Raw genomic sequence first — 18,979 nt, forward strand, 5'->3', positions numbered from 1 at the left:
AAATCAGGCTGCACGATGCCCCAGGGATGTACCCTGTTAATGCGCGTTTTTTAAGAAGGCCTGAGAAACTCAGGCCGCTACTTATTAGAAAGTGGTGGGAGTGTGGGCACTGATGATGCGGCAGATCCCTGCCGAGGTGTTGCTGAAACTGTGTGGTATGCCAGTGTTAATGGCATAGCTTTGTCCTGCAACAAGAGGATACGTTTGACCGTTGATGGTCAGTATCACTTCACCTTCCAGTATTGTGCCAATCTCTTCACCCTGGTGTTTAATTCTCTCCCCGGTTGTCGTACCTGGCTGATAGGTTTCAAACATCATTGCCAGCGTACGATTCGGATTTCCGTTGTGTACCAGCTTCATGGATACTCCCTGACTCCCGATCTCAATCAAATCATCCTGATTGATAACCACCTGCGGTTCGTCAGGCTTTTCCGGTTCCGCGAAGAACTCGGAGAGCGACAGCCCATATACTTTCAATAGCTTTTGCAGCGTACTGATGGCAGGACTGACTTTATCCTGCTCTATGGTGCTGATGGCGCTATGCGTTAACCCAGACAGTTCGGCGGCACGACGCTGCGAAAGACCCAATTGCTGGCGGATCTCTGACAAACGTTTACCCGGCGCCAGGCCGTCATCGCTCATAATTGCATTTCCTTAACTGTAGTGGTCAGAGTCGCTGTTTTTCAGCGAGGTGGTTCTGACAAGCGGTGATAAAACCTTCAAGTAACAAACGCGACAGGGCGTATTCGCTACTGTTCCATTCCGGGTGCCACTGCACGCCGAGCGCGAAAGGATGGTCATGGACGCTGGCAGCTTCCACTAATCCATCCTGCGAGCGTGCTTCCACGCGCAGCTGCGGGCCAAGGGTTTTTGCGCCCTGACCATGCAAGGAGTTGACCCAAAACGTGCTGCAACCTGGTATTAACTGAGATAGCAATCCTCCCTGTTGAACCTGGACTTCATGAGATGGCGCATATTGCTGCTCCACCGGGAGTTCCGCATCTTCACGATGTTCCAGGAACTGTGGATGATCGCACAGGCGACGATACAGAGTCCCGCCAGTGGCGACAACTAATTCCTGTAAGCCCCGGCAGATGGCGAAAATGGGAATGCGCCTTTCGAGCCCGGCGGTAATTAGCGCCATGCTCAGAAGATCACGCCCGGGATCGGCGTCAGACTCATCGCCATTTTCACCATAGAGGTGCGGCTGCACATTGCTTGGGCTTCCTGGCAGGAAGATACCGTCCAGTTTTGGTAACAGCGCGTTCAACAATTCGGGTTCCGCAAGCGCATGGGGAAGCGCTATCGGTAATCCACCGGCATTTAATACCGCATTCAGGTACTTTTCTTGCAGAGTCTGGGTCTGGTGACCCTTAAGCCTGTTCCTACACATCACTACACCAATAACTGGCTTGTCAAATATATTGCCCATGATCGACCTCACGTTTTGGAATAAATTATTGCCAAACGGTTCCTTGTTGTGCCATTCCGTTCATTATTTTCTCAATCTAGCAGCGGAATAACCTTCTAGCAAACTTAATTTAACATTTGACAAACAATTTGTTTGCATCCAGAGTCGAAGGGTGGACATTATATTTAACAGTTAAATCACAGAACAGCTTACCAGGCCAACGGCGGTGAATCATGGAAACCAATATCGTAGAAGTTGAGAATTTTGTTCAGCATTCTGAAGAGAGACGAAGTAGCGCGTTTGCGCGCGAAGTTAAGCAGTATCTGGAACGCTATCCTAATACGCAGTATGTGGATGTGTTGTTAACCGACCTTAATGGCTGTTTTCGCGGTAAGCGCCTTCCCGTTGCGGGATTGCATAAGTTAGAGAAAGGCTGCTATTTCCCGGCATCCGTTTTCGCGATGGATATTCTGGGCAATGTGGTCGAAGAGGCGGGATTAGGCCAGGAGCTTGGCGAACCGGATCGGACCTGTGTACCCGTGGCAGGTACGTTAACCCCTTCGGCTGCCGATCCGGAATTTATTGCGCAGATGATGCTGACGATGCTGGATGAAGATGGCGCTCCCTTTGACGTTGAGCCGCGGAACGTACTAAACCGACTCTGGCAGAAACTTCGCCAGCGCGGTCTGTTCCCCGTCGTAGCGGTAGAGCTGGAGTTCTATTTACTCGATCGTAAGCGCGATCCCGAAGGTTATCTGCAGCCGCCATGCGCGCCGGGAACGGACGATCGTAATACCCAAAGTCAGGTTTATTCGGTTGATAACCTGAACCATTTTGCTGATGTGCTGAACGATATCGATGAACTGGCCCGTTTGCAGCTGATCCCGGCTGACGGCGCGGTGGCTGAAGCCTCTCCTGGGCAGTTTGAAATCAACCTCTACCATACCGACAACGTGCTCGACGCCTGCGATGACGCGCTGGCGCTGAAACGTCTGGTACGGCTGGTGGCGGAGAAACATAAGATGCATGCCACGTTTATGGCAAAACCTTATGAGGAGCATGCCGGTAGCGGGATGCATATCCACATCAGCGTAATGAATAACAAAGGTGAGAACGTGCTGGCTGATGCGAATGGCGATGATTCCGCGTTATTAAAGCGTGCGCTCGCTGGGATGATTGATCTGATGCCCGCATCAATGGCGCTGCTGGCACCGAATGTGAACTCCTATCGCCGCTTCCAGCCGGGGATGTATGTTCCGACCCAGGCGTCCTGGGGGCACAACAATCGTACGGTGGCGCTGCGTATTCCCTGCGGCGACCGTGATAACCATCGGGTTGAATATCGCGTAGCGGGGGCTGATGCCAACCCGTATCTGGTGATGTCGACCATTCTGGCGGGGATCCTTCACGGTCTGGATAACGAATTGCCGTTACAAGAAGAAGTGGAGGGTAACGGTCTGGAGCAGGAAGGGCTGCCGTTCCCGATTCGCCAGAGCGATGCACTGTGGGAGTTCATGCAAAATGACAGTCTGCGTGAACTATTGGGTGAGCGGTTTAGCCATGTGTATCACGCCTGTAAAAACGATGAGCTTATCCAGTTTGAACGTCTGATAACCGACACTGAAATTGAGTGGATGCTGAAAAACGCCTGACCGTTGTACAGGTCATTGAAAAAGAAGTCGCATCATGCGGGCTGAGCGGAGCCAGCCCGTAAAAATTGCAGGAATACCTGCCATTTCCCGGATGTCGCGTAATGGAGCGCGGGCGACAACGGGTCTTCAGATAACCGACAGAGTTTGTGACGAGGAAATGTGATGATGCCAATGTTTAAAAACCTGCCCCGCGTGAGTATTCATGGCTCCCGCAGTAAATACGGACCGCATCTGTGCCGTACCACATTGACGCCTTTTTTATGCCATTCCTCCCCGACACGACCCAGGTCTGCTGTACCCACGTTTCGAACGCAGAACTGGACTCGTAGCGGGGAGGAAAACTATGTCGACTAACTCTTCTGCAGATCATTCTGTCCAGCCAGGCAAAGCACAGCTGCGTAAATCCCTCAAGCTGTGGCAGGTGGTGGTGATGGGGCTGGCCTATCTCACGCCGATGACGGTGTTTGACACCTTTGGCATTGTTTCGGGTATCAGCAATGGCCATGTTCCGGCCTCCTACCTGCTGGCCCTGGCGGGAGTACTGTTTACCGCCATCAGTTATGGAAAGCTGGTGCGCCAGTTTCCACAGGCCGGCTCGGCCTATACCTACGCGCAAAAAGCGATTAATCCGCATGTCGGGTTTATGGTCGGCTGGTCGTCACTGCTTGACTACCTTTTCCTGCCGATGATTAACGTACTCTTGGCGAAAATTTACCTTTCCGCGCTGTTCCCGGGGGTTGCGCCATGGATTTGGGTGGTGATGTTCGTCGCGATCCTCACCGCGGCCAATCTGAAAAGCGTTAATCTGGTAGCGAACTTCAATGCGCTGTTTGTACTGGTGCAGGTGGCGATCATCGTGGTGTTCATTTTCCTCGTGGTGCAGGGGCTGCACAAAGGGGAAGGGGTTGGGACCGTCTGGTCGCTGCAACCGTTTATCAGCCAGAATGCGCATTTGATCCCGATTATCACCGGGGCGACCATTGTCTGCTTCTCGTTTCTCGGCTTTGATGCGGTAACGACGCTCTCCGAAGAGACGCCGGATGCTGCGCGCACCATCCCGAAAGCTATTTTTCTTACCGCGCTGTACGGTGGGCTGATCTTCATTGCCGCCTCGTTCTTTATGCAACTGTTTTTCCCGGACATTAGCCGATTCAAAGACCCGGATGCGGCGCTGCCGGAGATTGCGCTGTACGTCGGCGGCAAGCTGTTCCAGTCTATTTTCCTGTGTACCACCTTTGTGAATACGCTGGCTTCAGGTCTGGCGTCGCATGCCAGCGTTTCGCGCCTGCTGTACGTGATGGGCCGCGATAACGTCTTCCCGGAAAAATATTTCGGTTATGTCCATCCAAAATGGCGTACTCCCGCGTTGAACGTCATCATGGTCGGGATTGTGGCGCTGTCGGCCCTGTTTTTTGACCTGGTGACTGCCACGGCGTTGATTAACTTTGGTGCGCTGGTGGCCTTTACGTTCGTTAATCTCTCCGTGTTTAACCACTTCTGGCGTCGTGAAGGACGCAAGCATACCTGGCAGGAGAAGCTGCACTATCTGGTATTGCCAATGGTCGGTGCCGCCACGGTTGCCGTACTGTGGGTGAATCTGGAGGTGACATCGCTGACGCTGGGACTGGTATGGGCCGGGTTAGGGCTGGTGTATCTTGCCTGGCTGACCGGACGTTTTCGCAAACCGCCGCCGCAGTTTGACGCCGCGAAATCTGAGCGCGCCTGGGAGTGATGGAAGCTGAATAGGCCGTAGCATTCGGCTGAGTTGAGGTAAAAATGAAACACGGTATGTCGCGGCAAACGGTCGCGGCATACCTGCTTTAATTAATATACCGCTTGTTTTAGGGAATAAAAAAACCGGCACGGGAGCCGGTAAGTGGATCAATGTAGGAATATCATTATTATTATAATTACTGAACTATAATTCAGCCAACTCTATAGGAACGGGTTTCCCTATATGGTATCCCTGTAACCAACCAATACCCATCGTAATTAGCATCTTTTCAATTTCCTCATTTTCAACAAACTCAGCGACTACTTCCATGTTTTTGAGTTTTGCTACTTCGCAGAAGGATCTGACGGCGCATCGACTAAATTCATCGGTCAGTATGTTACGGATAAAGGAACCATCAATTTTCAGAATATCTGCGTCTAACGTTCGTAGTCGTGAATAGCTTGACGCTCCTGTGCCAAAATCATCAATAGCAATTTTAGAACCGGCTTTACGTAGTGCTCTCAGAACATCAGTGACATTTGCGTTGTCAATGATATCTGACTCAATGACTTCAAAAATTATACGTTCAGGTGCTATTGAGTATTTTCTAAACAATGTGAAAACATTATCAAGAAAATCAATTTTATTAAGTGAGTCTGGTGTCAGATTAATGGAGAAATGACTGTTCGGGTCAGATTTCTGCCGTGACTGTATAAAACGAAATGTTTGCTCAATAACAGTGATATCTAGCGCAGGAAGTAATCCTGCCTCGCGAGCAACCGGTAGGATGGTATCTGGAAAGATTAACTTACCATCAACCATTTTTATCCGAATAAGTATCTCGTGATAACGTGTCAGTCCCGTGGTTGAAACGATCGGCTGAACAACCAGCATCGTTGATACGATGGGTTGAGCCATAAGCTCAAACGACTTTCTGTCAATTGCTTTTTGCAACATATGGCGAATGATCGCCTGACTGACAATTTTATCACCTGGCACTTGCGGGCTGAGTAACAACGGTTGCCCCTGCATTAACGAGATGTAGCTTTGGGTATTAAGATGCTTAATTGCTTGAGATAAATTTTTAATCAGGTTTTTCTCGGTGGTATATGCCACACCACAAGATAGCCCTAATTGGTAGTCCTTCCAGATAAAACGAAAAGAGTTTAGCTCTTTGTAAAAATCAGGAATGTCAGGGACAGCATTAAGGCGTAGAATTATTCCATGACCTGGTGCGTAATAAATATCACCTGTACCCTTAATCAATTTACGTACATATGCGCTTAGCGCTTTTACAAATTCAAAACGGAATTCTATTCCGTGAGTTTGCTCCAGCGTATTCAACTCTGTACAACGGATGTAACACAAGCACTCTGTTGCGTGTTTACGGATGTCCATTTGCAGGGCCTGAAAGTTAGGCAGTCCAGTGTTAGGCTCTGATCTAAAAAGTTGTTTGAGGCGGCGGAGATATTTTCGGTTATGAACCACAAGTACACCGGTAACAACAATCGTAAGAGAAAAGACAAACACTATCGTGGAGGAAATCACGAGACTATGTAAATAATTATCATAGTTAGCAGGCGGAATATAGCTGTTTATATAATATCCCAACAGGATGAGCATTGTTACCCATACAGGGGATATCAAAGCATGGCCAATGCAGATCACTCCCCATAGCATTACTGGAAGTAACCACAGTAATGAATAGTCTGTAAATATAAGAATATCTTCTCTGATGACGATCAAAGCGGACATAATGCAGAGTAACAGCACCAGCCATAATACTTGATACAGAATAGGAGGGCCGGATTTTATCAGCGCCTTTACTTGTCTAATGTATAGAATGCACCATGCAGGATTTTGAACGCTTCTAAGCAACAGATAACAAAAAGGGATGCCAGTCAGGCAAGAGTTCATCAGCCACTGTAAGTTAATTAATGTTTGTAGTGTAAAAAGGTTTGCGATCGGTGCAGAGGCTGTGTTCGATTGGAACCAGTGATCAATTGAGATGAATAGTAAGGCGTTGCAACACACGAGCCAGACAATACGCAGGGTTGTAAGCTGGCTACGACCAAAGCTAACCGCGCCTCGTTTGCCTGTCGAGAAAAAGTAGAGTGTCTGGCTAATGAGAGCAGCTAGTAGCTGAGCCGTTAGCGTGAATACCGAAGATAAAGAGTAAGAGTAAAGCGCATACAAGAAAAAGGCAGCCAAAATTGGCAGCGCCTTTTGCCGGTATAAAACCAGCAATGCAGAAATGAGAGGTAAAGTGAGATCGTAAAAATGCAGTGTTATACCCGCAACATCCTCTTGCTTACTGAGATGACCAGCGACCAGCTGTAATGCAAAAAACGCGATGCCGACACAAAAATAGTCTCTAAATGTATTAATGAAATTTATATTTTCCGTTTTTCTTAGCAATATCATCATTTGCAATTCTCAGTGAGTTATCACCGTTCTCGATTTAAGTCATCTACTTAAAACAGGTTAGATTTAGGGCTTAAAATGTGTATTTTTGGATGTTTTCGCTAATTGAAAACCATTCTAAAATATGTTATATGAATTTTTTAAATGTAATCCTCGATAATTTCACTGTGTTTCACAACGCAGGGGAGAACAATCTTTGTAGCTGTACTGATAATAAAAATTCCGTTATTAGCCACTATTTAAGACAGAATATACGATCGATAATAACGATCAATATAAATTTTTTGATAGATTTTATCGATAGGTTTGGTAGATCATAAATACCATGAAAGATCGATGAAAGCTATTAAAGTGTTATCTTTTAATGGTATTTATTTCATAAATGTTAATTAAGTGCTTTGTTTATTAAAATTTAACCTACGGAGGCATCTTTCTAAGGGAATCATTCTGTTATTGTCAGGAAAGTGAGTTTCCCCCACCTTCCCACAACACACTCAATTGTTAATCATTAACGAGGCTGCTGCTGTGTCGCGCAGTGAATACCGCCGCCACCGGCAGCGATACCGTCGATATTCAACTGAATAATTTCACGATCGGCAAACAGCTCCTGCAAAATAGCGTGGGTATTACGATCGGTGCGCTTATCGCCAAATTGCGGTGCAATGACGGCATCATTACACAGATAAAAATTGATATACCCTGCGGTGAAATCATCGCTCGCATAAGTCTGGCGGATGGTAGAAGGTCCTTCCAGCGTGACGACCTTCAACCGTCGGCCTTTGGCATCCGTGGCGGCCCGTAATATATCCAGATGACGCCGGGTAATCGCGTAATCAAAGGACGACGGATCCTGCTCAAGACCAGCCACCACCGTACCCGGATGCGTGAACCTGGCATAAAAATCTGTATGGCCGTCGGTAATATCCTTGCCGGCAATACCCGGCAACCAGATGATTTTCTCCAGACCTAGCAGTCGCTTAAGTTCTTCTTCGCATTCGGCTTTGCTGACGCCAGGATTACGGTTGGAGTTAAGCACGCAGCTCTCGGTAATAATCGCCGTGCCTTCGCCGTCCACCTCAATACCGCCACCTTCCAGTGTTAGCGCTGAGCGAATAAACTCGGCCTGAACGTAATCAGTAACGAATTCAGCTACATCGGCATCTCGTTCGTGCTCTTGCTTATTGCCCCAGCCGTTGAAATTAAATCCCACTCCGCCGAGCGCGCCGCTGGCGCTTTTCACAAATACCGGCCCGGTGTCGCGGATCCATAGATCGTCTATTGGGTGCACCAGAAGATTGACCGACGGCCCGCACAGACGCGCGGCGAGTTCGCTGTCTTCTTCGCGTACTAACATATTCACGGGTTCAAATGCGGCGATGGTTTTGGCAACTAACGCCAGGTTTTTCTGCACCACCGGTAGCAGATGAGGCTCCCAGATCTCCGCACTGGCACCAAACGCCATCCAGGTTGCCGCATGCGGTGCGCCTTCATCTGGCATTTGCCAGCGGCGGTTCTCTGTTGCGCGGGCAAGTTGGCTAAAGCTGAAGCCCGTCATACCGGCGAGTAGCATACTCGTTGAAGTCACCAGGCCTTGTCTGACGAATGAACGTCTTGTCATCATAGGATTAACCTTTGCGTATTTTTACCTGATATCAGGTGATTAAAATAATAATAGATAATAAATATTCTGCGTATTTTAAATATTGAATAATAAATAAAGTGAACTCTGGTAAATTTCACGCGGAATATAACATAAGAGATATACGTTGCAATCTCTTAGTTTTATATAATGAGTGAAACTGGCTACTATTAAAATTTCTCAACTATATATTTATATATAATTTATATTTATCTGCATGAACATATGTCACGCCGTTGACTCTGAGGCCTCGTCTGACGGACCTTGCCGTGGATTGTGATCTGGCCGATTGTTCTGTTGTATTTATTAATGCCATGAACCGTGTGGGCTATAGTAAAGATGGCCGTTATTTCTCATCATTAATAACCGTGAGTGGGGGAAGTGAATGAAGAAGATACTGATGCTGGTCGGAGATTATGTCGAAGATTATGAAACGATGGTGCCTTTTCAGGCTTTGCAAATGCTTGGGCATCGTGTGGATGCCGTCTGTCCGGATAAAAGTCAGGGTGACTACGTTCAAACCGCCATTCACGACTTTGATGGGGCGCAGACATACAGTGAAAAGCCGGGGCATCGTTTTACGTTAAATGCGAATTTTTCCGAGGCGCGGGCTGCGGATTACGACGCACTGTTGATCCCCGGCGGGCGTGCTCCGGAATATCTTCGACTGAATCCGGATGTTATTAAGCTGGTGCAAGATTTCAACACTGCCGGTAAACCTATCGCCGCAGTTTGTCATGGGCCCCAACTGTTAGCGGCGGCGGGGGTGTTAGAAAACCGGACCTGTAGCGCTTATCCGGCCTGTGCGCCCGAGGTTCGTCTGAGCGGTGGACATTATGCCGATATTGGCATTGATCAGGCCCACGTTGATGGCAATCTGGTGACGGCACCAGCATGGCCCGCGCATCCGCAATGGTTAGCTAAATTTGTTGAAGTATTAATGAAGTAAGTGATGATGCGATGAAAAAGTCGGTATAACCTGCCTGGCTATACCGACAGGACATATTACCTCTGTATGAGTGCGAACACGCCCCACCCGATATATTCCCGGGTGAATGCAACGTGGCGTACTGGTGAACTTCTCAGTTGCTCTCTGACTTTGGCGGCAAAATCATCGTCCGGATTTGCCTCCAGCCACCGGCGCATCGTCAACCATTTTGCCGCCTCGTATCTGTCCCAACCTTCCTGGTCGGCCAGTACCATTTCAACCACGTCATAACCGAGCAGGTCGAAAGACGAAACGCGTTCTGGCAGAGAAAGAAAATCGGCTACTGAAGTCGCGCCGCAAGCCATAGCGATCTCCTCCGTTGCGGGCATCTGACGCCAGTACGGTTCGCCGATGAGCAGGATCCCGCCTGGTTTGAGACTTTGTTCCAGTTGTTTGACCGTTCCGACAACGCCGCCGGCAATCCAGGTTGCACCAACGCAGGCGGCAATATCGAATTTTTCTTCGGCGATATAACCTGTTGCATCGGCATGAATAAAACGCACGTGCTCAGTGACGCCCAATTCACTTGCCCGCAGGGTGGCTTGCTCACTGAATAACTGGCTCATATCGATACCAACGCCGGAAATTCCATGATCGCGTGCCCAGGTGCACAACATCTCGCCCGAGCCGCTGCCGAGATCCAGGATGCGGGTTCCTGGGGGCATCCGTAAAACCTGACCTAACGTCGCATATTTTTGCGCGGTGAACGGATTATGAATGCGATGTGCGCTTTCGCTGATCGTAAAAATCTTCGGGATATCCATCTCTCTCTCCTTAGCGATTATCCAGTTGGGCGCGAACGTTGTTCAGCCCGGTGGTATTGATGCGGTAGGGCTGACCATTAACGGATTTGATCAGCTTTTTCGTTCTGAGTTTTTTGAATACGTCGAGCGTGCAGTCGCAGAGCAGTAACCCTTCGCGGCTATAGCATTCGACGGAAGTGACGCGACCAGATGCATCGCGGACGTGAGCAATACGGCCACCTTTGGCGAGAACGTGTAAGGTACGTTGTTCCTGACGGGATAAATTCATACTGGAAAACCTGTTTAATCATCATGTGTAAAACGTGCAAACACACAGCGGTGTCCGCATTCGATTTCGGCGCATTGATAACCAGTCCGGCCTGAAAAGGTCGGTAAGCTGATTATCTGATGATTACATTCTCCAGCATCAAAGCCTCGGGTTGAGTTGATAGGTATTTATCTGCTGAATCATACCAGTATGGGCAAGTAGGGGAATCGTCCTGTCGGGAAAATGTGATCTATGACGAAAAATTGCGTTTAGCTTATTTTATAATTTTTTAACTCTCGTTAGCTGAGCTGTGTATGAATATATTAAATTTATTGAACATTCAGACATCGTCAGTAGTGGTATTGGCCGTAATGATGTGTTGTTAGCCCCAGTTGCGTAATACTATAGATTAGTGATGTTTAATTTTCCCCTATCCTAATTTTGTTTTATTTGATAAACATGTCTTTATTATAAAAAGGATTTTTAATGGTGTTTTCTTTTAATTCTTTTTAAGAATTTTCTTAACGTCATGAAGTGTGTATACTCAATCCAGCAAGAAGCTCTTCTGTTATCATCAAAACTATAAAAATGTCCTTAACACCCGTATTACCTCTGCCCTGAATCTCTTCTCAGGGGAGAGGTTTTTTTTGCCTGTGTATAATTTTGATAATCGTCATAAATAGATAATTTAATATTATTGTTCTTGTTGTTTTGCATTAGTGATGACGAAAGATTTTGTTCTGTGAACCATACGGTAATGTTGAAATAGTATCGCTATGAATCTATTTCATGATGAATAGTGTGATTTCATCTTTATTTGTAGGGGTATTATATAGTTTTTCTTATAACTGTCTGTTTTTAAGCGTTATGTTAATTCTCGCTTTTGAAGTAATTGTGATTTTGTTCACGGATTTTATTGCGTTAAGTGGCTATTTGTAGAGAGGTGCAAACGGTTGCATGTTGCTGTTACAGCATTCGTTCATTAAAAAAATATAGCGATGGTATGTCTTGTGTCGGTGTCGGGGGCAAGAATCTAAATGATTTTTATTATCCCTTAGGCATACGAATGCCGTTTATGACTTCTGTTAGCTTAACACCATGGAAAATGTAGTAAAAACAGACAGGGAATATGATTTTGTCAATCAAATGGAGTTTTTAATTACTGGCCTTTTTTATCTTCCTTTATATAAATCGTTGTCGTAACACCCATAAAATCAGCGTTCTGGGATGAGCGCTGATTTTATTTTGTTCTCAGATTATTCAACCCACGCTGTATGCAGGTCTTCTCTTGCAGTACCTCGTAAATGATACATTAAAGGATCTCCTGGAATGGATATTGTTGAACGCTTTATTAACTACACGAAAATCAATACCACGACCTCAAGGGAAAATGGTGCTAATGGGATAATGCCTTCTTCACCTGGTCAAATGGAACTGGCAAAACTACTTGCAGTAGAACTTGAAGCATTAGGAATGGAAAACATTGAGGTCAGGGATACCGCTATTGTGACCGCGACCTTACCTGGAAATACCGATGACACGATCCCTGTCGTTTCCTTTTTTGGTCATCTGGATACCAGCGCGGAACAGACCGCGGACACAAATGCGCAACGTCTTCACTACAGCGGTGGGGATTTGTGTCTGAATCAAGAGCTGAATATTTATCTGCGTGAAAGTGAATTTCCGGAACTGAAAAATTATGTCGGCGATGACCTGCTGGTGACGGATGGTACCAGTCTGCTAGGGGCTGATGATAAAGCCGCCATCGCCGCGATTATGAATGCTCTGGAGTACCTTGTCGCGCATCCGGAGATTAAGCATGGGCCGGTGAAGGTCGGTTTTGTTCCTGATGAAGAGCAGGGATTACGGGGAGCAAAAGCGTTTGATGTTGCTGCGTTTGGCGCTGATTTTGGCTATACCCTGGACTGCTGCGGCATTGGAGAGTTTGTCTATGAGAACTGGAACGCGGGTGATGCGGAAATCATCTTTACCGGCCAGTCCGCGCACCCTATGTCGGCCAAAGGTAAGCTGAAGAACTCTCTGCTGATGGCGCATAAGTTTATTGCGATGCTGCCCGGAGGAGAGGCGCCTGAGTATACGGAAGGACGCGAAGGGTATTACTGGGTAAAACAGCTTCAGGGTAACAGCGCCCGTACGGTACTTAAGCTGGATATCCGGGATTTTACCGAAGAAGGGTATAAGGCGCGTATGGCTTATATCCGCCAGCTTGCCGTCAGCACCTGCGCGCTGTGGGGAGAAAACAGCGTGGTCTGTCATTTAACCGATCGCTATGCCAATGTGTTCAATAGCTTGCAGGGCGATGCACACTACCCGATTGATATTGCGTTACGCGCGTATCAGAAGTGTGGCATTACCCCGCAACCTGTCGCTATGCGTGGTGGGTATGATGGCGCAGTGCTATCGCAGAAAGGACTGCCTTGCCCGAATATTTTTACCGGTGCTCATAACTTTCATTCAATTTATGAATATCTACCGGTGCGTTCACTGCGAGCCGCCAGCGATGTGGTGGTAGCGGTCATTGAGGAAACCTTTGCTGAGTTCGCGCAGAGGAGAGCTCAGTCATGATTCAGGTGTTAATTGCCCTACTGGTTATCGTGGTGGTCGCGCGTCTGATACTGAAAGGTTATCGCGCTGAACCCGTGCTGTTCATTGCGGGCCTGGTGTTGATGATTTGTACGGCGTTAACCGGATGGGGTTCTGTATTACCGAAGGGCGTCGCCAGTACGGGGATTTCATTTCTCGATCCTTTCGAGGTGATGCGCGATCTCTTTAGTACGCGTGCTGCCGATCTCGGCCTGATGATTATGGCGCTTATGGGATTTGCGCATTACATGGATCATATCGGGGCAAATGAAGCGGTTGTGCGGGTCGTGACGAAACCTTTGCGCGCGCTGCGTTCGCCCTATGTGCTTCTATTTTTCTCCTATCTGCTCGCCAGCCTCCTGCAGTTGGCTATCCCATCCGCTACCGGGCTTGCCGTATTGCTGATGGGGACGATGTTCCCCATTATGCTGGGGTTAGGGCTTTCTGCGGCCTCGGCTGCTGGGGTTATTGCCACCTCGCTTGGTGTGGCGTATACCCCGACGGCCATCGATGCTATCAGGGGATCTAAAGCGGTCAATATGGATGTGGTGGAATACGTTGTTTACCACCAGGGACCCGCAGCGCTGGCAACCGTGCTGGTCGTCGGCGTCTGCCATTTCTTCTGGCAGCGGCATTGCGACCGTAAAGCGGGGACGCTTCCACGGGAAATCGGTAGCGCTGAGGTGACTGATTCAGGAAAAGCCCCGGCTTTTTATGCGCTTCTCCCGATGCTTCCGATACTGATGGCGGTGGGATCATCGGAAATGTTCGTCAGTGGTATTAACTTGAATATTATCACCATTGTGCTCATTTCGATGGCTGTCTGCATGTTGATTGAGTGGCTGCGGGTGCGTGATTTAAAGTCAGTATGCGAAGGATTCAGCCATTTCCTTAAAGGCATGGGCACCGCCTTTACCGGGGTGGTTGGGCTACTGGTTGCGGCAGGTGTTTTTGCTCACGGGATTAAAGTTATTGGTGCCATTGATCAATTAATCCTGATGGCGGAGCACGTGGGATTACCTCCATTTGCTATGGCGGTGGTATTTGCGCTGGTGACACTGGCGGCAGCAATTATTATGGGATCGGGTAATGCGCCATTCCTTGCTTTCGTTGAGCTGATCCCGCAAATCGCGGCAAGTATGGGCGCTAACGCTGTTGCCATGATCCTGCCGATGCAGCAGGCATCACATATGGGGCGGGCAATTTCACCGGTTTCCGGCGTGGTGATTGCCGTTTCCAGTGGGGCGAAAATAACGCCATTTGATGTGGTTAAACGTACCGCCGTACCGTTGATTGTGGGCTTTGTAACGCATACCCTGATCATCGGTATTTTCTATTAACTTCGTCTGTAATAAGCAAACTTCCGGCTTGCTGAATGCCCGGTAGTTTGCTTTTTCTGTTTACAGGTCTCATCACAGAAGGTGATATTGATTACTGGTGATTATTATTAACCTTTATCTTTATCGCATTATTCTTATTAGTCATTGTTGAGCTACCCCGGATTAATGATTAATAAGTATGATGTATTATATTTGCACGTTTATTACATAGGGATAAGTTAATCTGGATCATATTTTGGCGATTTTAGTTGTAGTAATTTTTTAATAGAGTAATACAAGAATGACGTGGAATAACAATGATGATTTATTTGGGCAGGTTTAAGTGGTAAGGGATTCTGGAAGAGTTAGTACGTTACGACATCATTATCAGGATGATCTTGAAGCCTTTACCTGGAGTGCGTTAGTCGCAATTGGTATTGCAATAAAGGATCATAAAATCCACTCTAAAATGTCAGAGCATCTATTCATTATGCATTGGCTGGCTATTGCCAAAAAAAGAAAAATCTTTTCGAAGAGCATTGTCAGTGAGCTTCAGTGGTTAATTGATGAGGGGAAGAAAAAAAGCCTCAATGCACAACTTAAATTTAAAATAGAATATTTGTACGCCACATCGAGTGGTGATGTGACAATGCAAAACGACTATTTTAAATTTACTCACACGATTGAAGTGTTGAGAAATAATGGATGGGAGAGCTTTTTGCTCACTCCGGAGAAGTGGCAAGGCCTTCATGAAAGTATTAAGGTCAGAAAAGGTGACTTTATTTTTATGGATGACACCCGGCTTCAGGAGTGCTTTGGCGTGCAGGGCGAGATAGTCAAACCTTTCTGTATTCGAGTGTACGGCGATATTGAGTTTGCAAAGTTAACGTTCATCAAACATAACCTTCCGGTTGAATTTGTGAAACATATTTCGAATGAGTTTTATTACTTCAATTTTCTTTCTGTTAAGTAATGCTTAACTGATATGGGGGACAAATTTCTGTTTGTTCAAAGAGTGTATTGATCTACCTGTGAAATTATCGGATATATACCACACGCAAAGGACAGCGAATGTTTACTCGAAAGTTAGTGATTACAACCGAATGGATAAGGTTGTCGGATACGCCAGACAATGTGTCCATTTCTTTTCGGGGCGTTCTTGAGATCGGTGAAAGCACGGTTGTGCCGGATGGCAACACACCTCTACTTCGCTTAGAAAATGAAATGGCACCTGTCGCCGTTGATGCATTGTCATGGGTGAGGGTGCCAGTTGAACGCCGGGAAAATGTTATCGTCTATATTTTCTGAATCCTGGTTTATAAATCCATTAATAATGTTAATGTCGATTTGTTCTTATTTTATTCCTCCCGGTGCAAGATGAGATGTCTGGCTGAACAATTCGTTGGGGATCACATCGCGGGTGAGAGCATTTGTAGCGCGTGTACATTATAAATAATGCCAAACACCGCCACCGCGAGTAGAAACAGGGAGGAGATAAAAACGCTGCGTCTGGCAAACCGCTCTGGCATCCAGCGTTTGAAAACTATGATGTAAAAAGACAGCACCGTAACATCAAAAATAACCCACACCAGCGTTAGCGTCAGAATGCTGGTGGTGAAATCTTGCGTAATGGCAATGAACTGGGGAAAAAACGCTACGAAAAACAAAATGTCCTTTGGGTTAGCGACCCCTGTCAGAAATCCATGGATAAGCCCGCTGTTATCGCGTTTTGGCGCACACAGTCCGGGGTTTGAGTCCCTGGCCCGCAGGCCGTTAATCGCCATCACACCGATATACAACGATCCCACAAGACCCAGTACGCCAAGCCATATCGCAGAGATTGAAACCACACCAGCTAACATCAGTGCAGCCAGAGCAATCAATACTAAAGAAGCGCCGTTAGTGCCAATCAGCGTGAGAAAGGCCCGGCGATAGCCGTGCTGCGACGCGGTGGTGGTAATCAGCGCCACGACAGGACCCGGAGTTAACAACAGGGTTACTACGCTGAGGCTATAGGCAGCCAGTAAAGTGAAATTCATACCTGATTATCCTGATGATATTTTCCATCAGTATTCCGCCTGCGTGGCGCATTGAAAAACGAATAAAACTGCGCTCTACTGTGAGTAAAACTCAACATAGAAGCTGAGAATGACGCTACCTCCGTTGTATGCCCTGAGGGCTTTTGAAGCCGCAGCCCGTCTGGGATCGTTCAGTAAAGCCGCTATTCAACTTAACGTGACGCCGGGCGCGGTAAGCCGTCATATTCGCACGCTGGAGGCATGGTTTGGTTGTGAGCTATTTGTCCGCAGCGGCCCGCGTATCGAGATAACGCCTTCTGGCCAAGGGCTGGCGCAGCAGTTGACGGCTGGGTTTCAGAGTCTGGAACACGCGTGTCATGCCTTTCGCAGCAGCAGTCATGAGCTACGGCTGAAAGCGCCGTCTACGTTGACGATGCGTTGGCTTCTGGACGTGCTGCGTCATTTCCGTGAAGCGCATCCGACCCCGGTTGTCGAAATTTCCAGCGTCTGGATGGATACCGATTCGGTATCCTTCGGTCGTGAACCGTATGACTGTGCGATCCTGTTAGGGAATGGCCATTTTGGTGACGATACCGACAGCCGGTTGCTGTTTCAGGAGTGGCTTATCCCGGTGTGCTCAACCGCACTGCTGGTGCAGGCGCAGTGCGATCTTTCTGCCTGTGAACTGATTCATCCCTCAGCGGATCGCCGTGACTGGCGTCGGTGGCTGCAACGCACCGGGAAGTTTCCGGCGTTGAATCTTGCGCGAGGCAAAGTGTTCGACACCCTGGAGCAGGGCAGTCTTGCTGCGATGAGCGGTCATGGCGTGTCCGTTGCCGACCTGCTGTTAAGCCTGGCGGCCATTCAGGCAGGGATGTTGGCGTTACCGTTTAAAGATGCGGTAGCGACTGGCGAGGGCTACTACCTTGTCTGGCCAAAGACTTCAACACGGCTTAGAAATATTGAGCTGCTGTATCGCTGGTTAAAAGAGGCTGCGCCGTGTGTCTCCTCGACAGATCTAAACTGGCTGGATTAATCTGTTTATTCTGCTAACTATCCATATTGATAATAGTTCTCATTATTATTGTCGTGATGCGCAGGTAATGGTAATGTTGCTTCAGTTATAAACCGTTAATCCCATTTCCTGTGCAGAAGACAGCATGAACAATACCACCGCCCTGAATGCCTCCGGACGCGTCGCTCGCACTTTCTCCGTCAGCGAGTTTATGGATTTTGGTGAGCGCTACGGGATCGATTACCGCTTTCCCCAGTTGGCACAAAGGCCGGATTTACCGTCTGGCAGCCCTGTTCTGCAAGGTGAGGTGGAGGAGATGACTCTCCCATGTGGGATGTGCGTGACGCACTCCGACGTACAGGTATTGCAACCCTACGAAACCACCTCTCGTCACGACAGCCCTCTGTATATGCTGGTGGTACTGGAAGGCTGCGTGATCCTGACGCTTAACGGACAGGAGCACGTGGTGCGCTCCGGCATGGCGTTTAGCTCACGCTTGAGCGAGCACCAGACGATGCGTGCCCGTCATCATGCTGATTGTAAACTGCGGACATTATCGCTTGGTTTGTATCCCGACGGCGCGTGTCGCACGGGGTTGCTCGAATCGTTGATGCGTGAGTGGGAAAGATGCCAGACGCCAACGCTTATCTGGCAGGTGCCGGGGTTTTTACTCAGCGGACTGCAGTACGCGCAGCAGAGCACGATTAGCCATGTTTCTCGTCAGCTGATGCTGGAAGGGCTGATATTACAACTGTTCGGTCATGGCCTCAGCGTGTGTCAGGTCGAGAGCGGTAAACGTCTTGCGGCGAGCGGGGAGCAGCAGCGGCTGGAGGTCGTTCGCCGACTGCTGGAGCAGAGTCCCGAAAATGACTACACCCTTAATGACCTGGCACAACGCGCAGCGATGAGTCCCAGTAGCCTGCGCAGTAAGTTTCGCGCAGCCTATGGCTGTTCGGTATTCGACTACCTGCGCGATTGCCGTCTGGAACGTGCGCGCGGCTATCTACTGGAAGGATATAGCGTACAACAGGCGGCCTGGATGTCGGGTTATCAGCACGCCACCAACTTTTCTACCGCTTTTCGTCGCCGTTACGGCTTTTCGCCCGGCGATTTGCTCAAACTTTGCTAATCCATATTTGCGTTTTACGCACGTGATTTCCTGACAATTTGGCACTGCGCATAGG

General features: G+C 48.1%; 16 protein-coding genes. 9 read left to right on the forward strand and 7 right to left on the reverse strand.

Annotated elements, in window-relative coordinates:
• Positions 1 to 84 precede the first annotated feature (84 nt).
• Both puuR and puuD read right to left on the reverse strand, forming a co-directional pair.
• Positions 85 to 642 (reverse strand): HTH-type transcriptional regulator PuuR, encoded by a 558-nt coding sequence (puuR, locus tag OGY71_RS08585; RefSeq protein ID WP_003830877.1) that lies wholly within the window; start codon positions 640 to 642, stop codon positions 85 to 87.
• 25 nt (positions 643 to 667) lie between these two features.
• Complete coding sequence (gene puuD / locus OGY71_RS08590) at positions 668 to 1,432, reverse strand: gamma-glutamyl-gamma-aminobutyrate hydrolase (protein WP_003830878.1); 765 nt, start codon at positions 1,430 to 1,432, stop codon at positions 668 to 670.
• A gap of 212 nt (positions 1,433 to 1,644) precedes the next feature.
• On the opposite strand from puuD, the gene OGY71_RS08595 reads away from it, so the two are divergent.
• Together OGY71_RS08595 and OGY71_RS08600 are read left to right on the forward strand one after the other, a co-directional pair.
• Positions 1,645 to 3,063 carry a glutamine synthetase family protein gene (locus OGY71_RS08595; RefSeq protein WP_003830879.1) on the forward strand — a complete coding sequence of 473 codons (1,419 nt, stop codon included), beginning with the start codon at positions 1,645 to 1,647 and terminating at the stop codon, positions 3,061 to 3,063.
• Between the two features lie 343 nt (positions 3,064 to 3,406).
• Positions 3,407 to 4,795 (forward strand): APC family permease, encoded by a 1,389-nt coding sequence (locus OGY71_RS08600; RefSeq protein ID WP_149334955.1) that lies wholly within the window; start codon positions 3,407 to 3,409, stop codon positions 4,793 to 4,795.
• 186 nt (positions 4,796 to 4,981) lie between these two features.
• Here OGY71_RS08600 and OGY71_RS08605 read toward each other — a convergent pair whose 3' ends face one another.
• Both OGY71_RS08605 and OGY71_RS08610 read right to left on the reverse strand, forming a co-directional pair.
• Positions 4,982 to 7,204: an EAL domain-containing protein gene (locus OGY71_RS08605; protein ID WP_286560859.1), complete on the reverse strand. Its 2,223-nt coding sequence runs from the start codon at positions 7,202 to 7,204 to the stop codon at positions 4,982 to 4,984.
• Positions 7,205 to 7,709: 505 nt separating this feature from the next.
• Complete coding sequence (locus OGY71_RS08610) at positions 7,710 to 8,822, reverse strand: agmatine deiminase family protein (RefSeq protein WP_003830884.1); 1,113 nt, start codon at positions 8,820 to 8,822, stop codon at positions 7,710 to 7,712.
• 403 nt (positions 8,823 to 9,225) lie between these two features.
• Here OGY71_RS08610 and OGY71_RS08615 point away from each other — a divergent pair, with 403 nt between their 5' ends.
• Positions 9,226 to 9,789 (forward strand): DJ-1/PfpI family protein, encoded by a 564-nt coding sequence (locus OGY71_RS08615; protein WP_257661390.1) that lies wholly within the window; start codon positions 9,226 to 9,228, stop codon positions 9,787 to 9,789.
• Between the two features lie 56 nt (positions 9,790 to 9,845).
• Here the strand turns inward: OGY71_RS08615 and OGY71_RS08620 are convergent, their stop codons facing one another.
• Both OGY71_RS08620 and OGY71_RS08625 read right to left on the reverse strand, forming a co-directional pair.
• Positions 9,846 to 10,592: an SAM-dependent methyltransferase gene (locus OGY71_RS08620; protein ID WP_063941263.1), complete on the reverse strand. Its 747-nt coding sequence runs from the start codon at positions 10,590 to 10,592 to the stop codon at positions 9,846 to 9,848.
• Between the two features lie 10 nt (positions 10,593 to 10,602).
• Positions 10,603 to 10,860 carry a YjhX family toxin gene (locus OGY71_RS08625; RefSeq protein WP_003021255.1) on the reverse strand — a complete coding sequence of 86 codons (258 nt, stop codon included), beginning with the start codon at positions 10,858 to 10,860 and terminating at the stop codon, positions 10,603 to 10,605.
• Positions 10,861 to 12,168: 1,308 nt separating this feature from the next.
• On the opposite strand from OGY71_RS08625, the gene pepT reads away from it, so the two are divergent.
• The 4 genes from pepT (at position 12,169) to OGY71_RS08645 (ending at position 16,070) form a co-directional block, all read left to right on the forward strand.
• Complete coding sequence (gene pepT, locus OGY71_RS08630; RefSeq protein ID WP_008783847.1) at positions 12,169 to 13,425, forward strand: peptidase T; 1,257 nt, start codon at positions 12,169 to 12,171, stop codon at positions 13,423 to 13,425.
• On the forward strand, positions 13,422 to 14,783 hold the full coding sequence (gene dcuC, locus OGY71_RS08635; protein WP_003830889.1) for a C4-dicarboxylate transporter DcuC: 1,362 nt from the start codon (positions 13,422 to 13,424) through the stop codon (positions 14,781 to 14,783). The genes pepT and dcuC overlap by 4 nt, the downstream gene beginning before the upstream one ends.
• 322 nt (positions 14,784 to 15,105) lie before the next feature.
• Positions 15,106 to 15,735, forward strand: a complete 630-nt coding sequence (locus tag OGY71_RS08640) for a DUF2913 family protein (RefSeq protein ID WP_200920750.1) — start codon at positions 15,106 to 15,108, stop codon at positions 15,733 to 15,735.
• 98 nt (positions 15,736 to 15,833) lie between these two features.
• Positions 15,834 to 16,070: a hypothetical protein gene (locus OGY71_RS08645; protein ID WP_003830891.1), complete on the forward strand. Its 237-nt coding sequence runs from the start codon at positions 15,834 to 15,836 to the stop codon at positions 16,068 to 16,070.
• 101 nt (positions 16,071 to 16,171) lie between these two features.
• On the opposite strand, the gene OGY71_RS08650 is transcribed toward OGY71_RS08645, so the two are convergent.
• The gene (locus OGY71_RS08650; protein ID WP_063941265.1) at positions 16,172 to 16,801 is read right to left on the reverse strand and encodes a LysE family translocator; all 630 of its coding nucleotides are present in this window, start codon (positions 16,799 to 16,801) and stop codon (positions 16,172 to 16,174) included.
• A 109-nt stretch (positions 16,802 to 16,910) separates the two neighbouring features.
• Here OGY71_RS08650 and OGY71_RS08655 point away from each other — a divergent pair, with 109 nt between their 5' ends.
• Entirely contained in the window at positions 16,911 to 17,816 is a 906-nt protein-coding gene (locus OGY71_RS08655) for a LysR substrate-binding domain-containing protein (protein WP_286613125.1), read from the forward strand.
• Between the two features lie 124 nt (positions 17,817 to 17,940).
• Positions 17,941 to 18,924 (forward strand): helix-turn-helix transcriptional regulator, encoded by a 984-nt coding sequence (locus OGY71_RS08660; protein ID WP_218667610.1) that lies wholly within the window; start codon positions 17,941 to 17,943, stop codon positions 18,922 to 18,924.
• The last annotated feature ends 55 nt before the right edge of the window (positions 18,925 to 18,979 follow it).

This window comes from Citrobacter sp. Cpo109 (genome assembly GCF_030332565.1).
GTDB lineage: Bacteria > Pseudomonadota > Gammaproteobacteria > Enterobacterales > Enterobacteriaceae > Citrobacter > Citrobacter portucalensis.

Bases quoted from the DNA above. Each gene is read 5' to 3' on its own strand.
- OGY71_RS08610 (WP_003830884.1), bottom strand. From the start codon at position 8,822: ATGATGACAAGACGTTCATTCGTCAGACAAGGCCTGGTGACTTCAACG.
- puuD (WP_003830878.1), bottom strand. From the start codon at position 1,432: ATGGGCAATATATTTGACAAGCCAGTTATTGGTGTAGTGATGTGTAGG.
- dcuC (WP_003830889.1), top strand. From the start codon at position 13,422: ATGATTCAGGTGTTAATTGCCCTACTGGTTATCGTGGTGGTCGCGCGT.
- OGY71_RS08615 (WP_257661390.1), top strand. From the start codon at position 9,226: ATGAAGAAGATACTGATGCTGGTCGGAGATTATGTCGAAGATTATGAA.
- pepT (WP_008783847.1), top strand. From the start codon at position 12,169: ATGGATATTGTTGAACGCTTTATTAACTACACGAAAATCAATACCACG.
- OGY71_RS08620 (WP_063941263.1), bottom strand. From the start codon at position 10,592: ATGGATATCCCGAAGATTTTTACGATCAGCGAAAGCGCACATCGCATT.
- OGY71_RS08645 (WP_003830891.1), top strand. From the start codon at position 15,834: ATGTTTACTCGAAAGTTAGTGATTACAACCGAATGGATAAGGTTGTCG.
- OGY71_RS08650 (WP_063941265.1), bottom strand. From the start codon at position 16,801: ATGAATTTCACTTTACTGGCTGCCTATAGCCTCAGCGTAGTAACCCTG.
- OGY71_RS08605 (WP_286560859.1), bottom strand. From the start codon at position 7,204: ATGATGATATTGCTAAGAAAAACGGAAAATATAAATTTCATTAATACA.
- OGY71_RS08625 (WP_003021255.1), bottom strand. From the start codon at position 10,860: ATGAATTTATCCCGTCAGGAACAACGTACCTTACACGTTCTCGCCAAA.
- OGY71_RS08660 (WP_218667610.1), top strand. From the start codon at position 17,941: ATGAACAATACCACCGCCCTGAATGCCTCCGGACGCGTCGCTCGCACT.
- puuR (WP_003830877.1), bottom strand. From the start codon at position 642: ATGAGCGATGACGGCCTGGCGCCGGGTAAACGTTTGTCAGAGATCCGC.
- OGY71_RS08655 (WP_286613125.1), top strand. From the start codon at position 16,911: ATGACGCTACCTCCGTTGTATGCCCTGAGGGCTTTTGAAGCCGCAGCC.
- OGY71_RS08600 (WP_149334955.1), top strand. From the start codon at position 3,407: ATGTCGACTAACTCTTCTGCAGATCATTCTGTCCAGCCAGGCAAAGCA.
- OGY71_RS08595 (WP_003830879.1), top strand. From the start codon at position 1,645: ATGGAAACCAATATCGTAGAAGTTGAGAATTTTGTTCAGCATTCTGAA.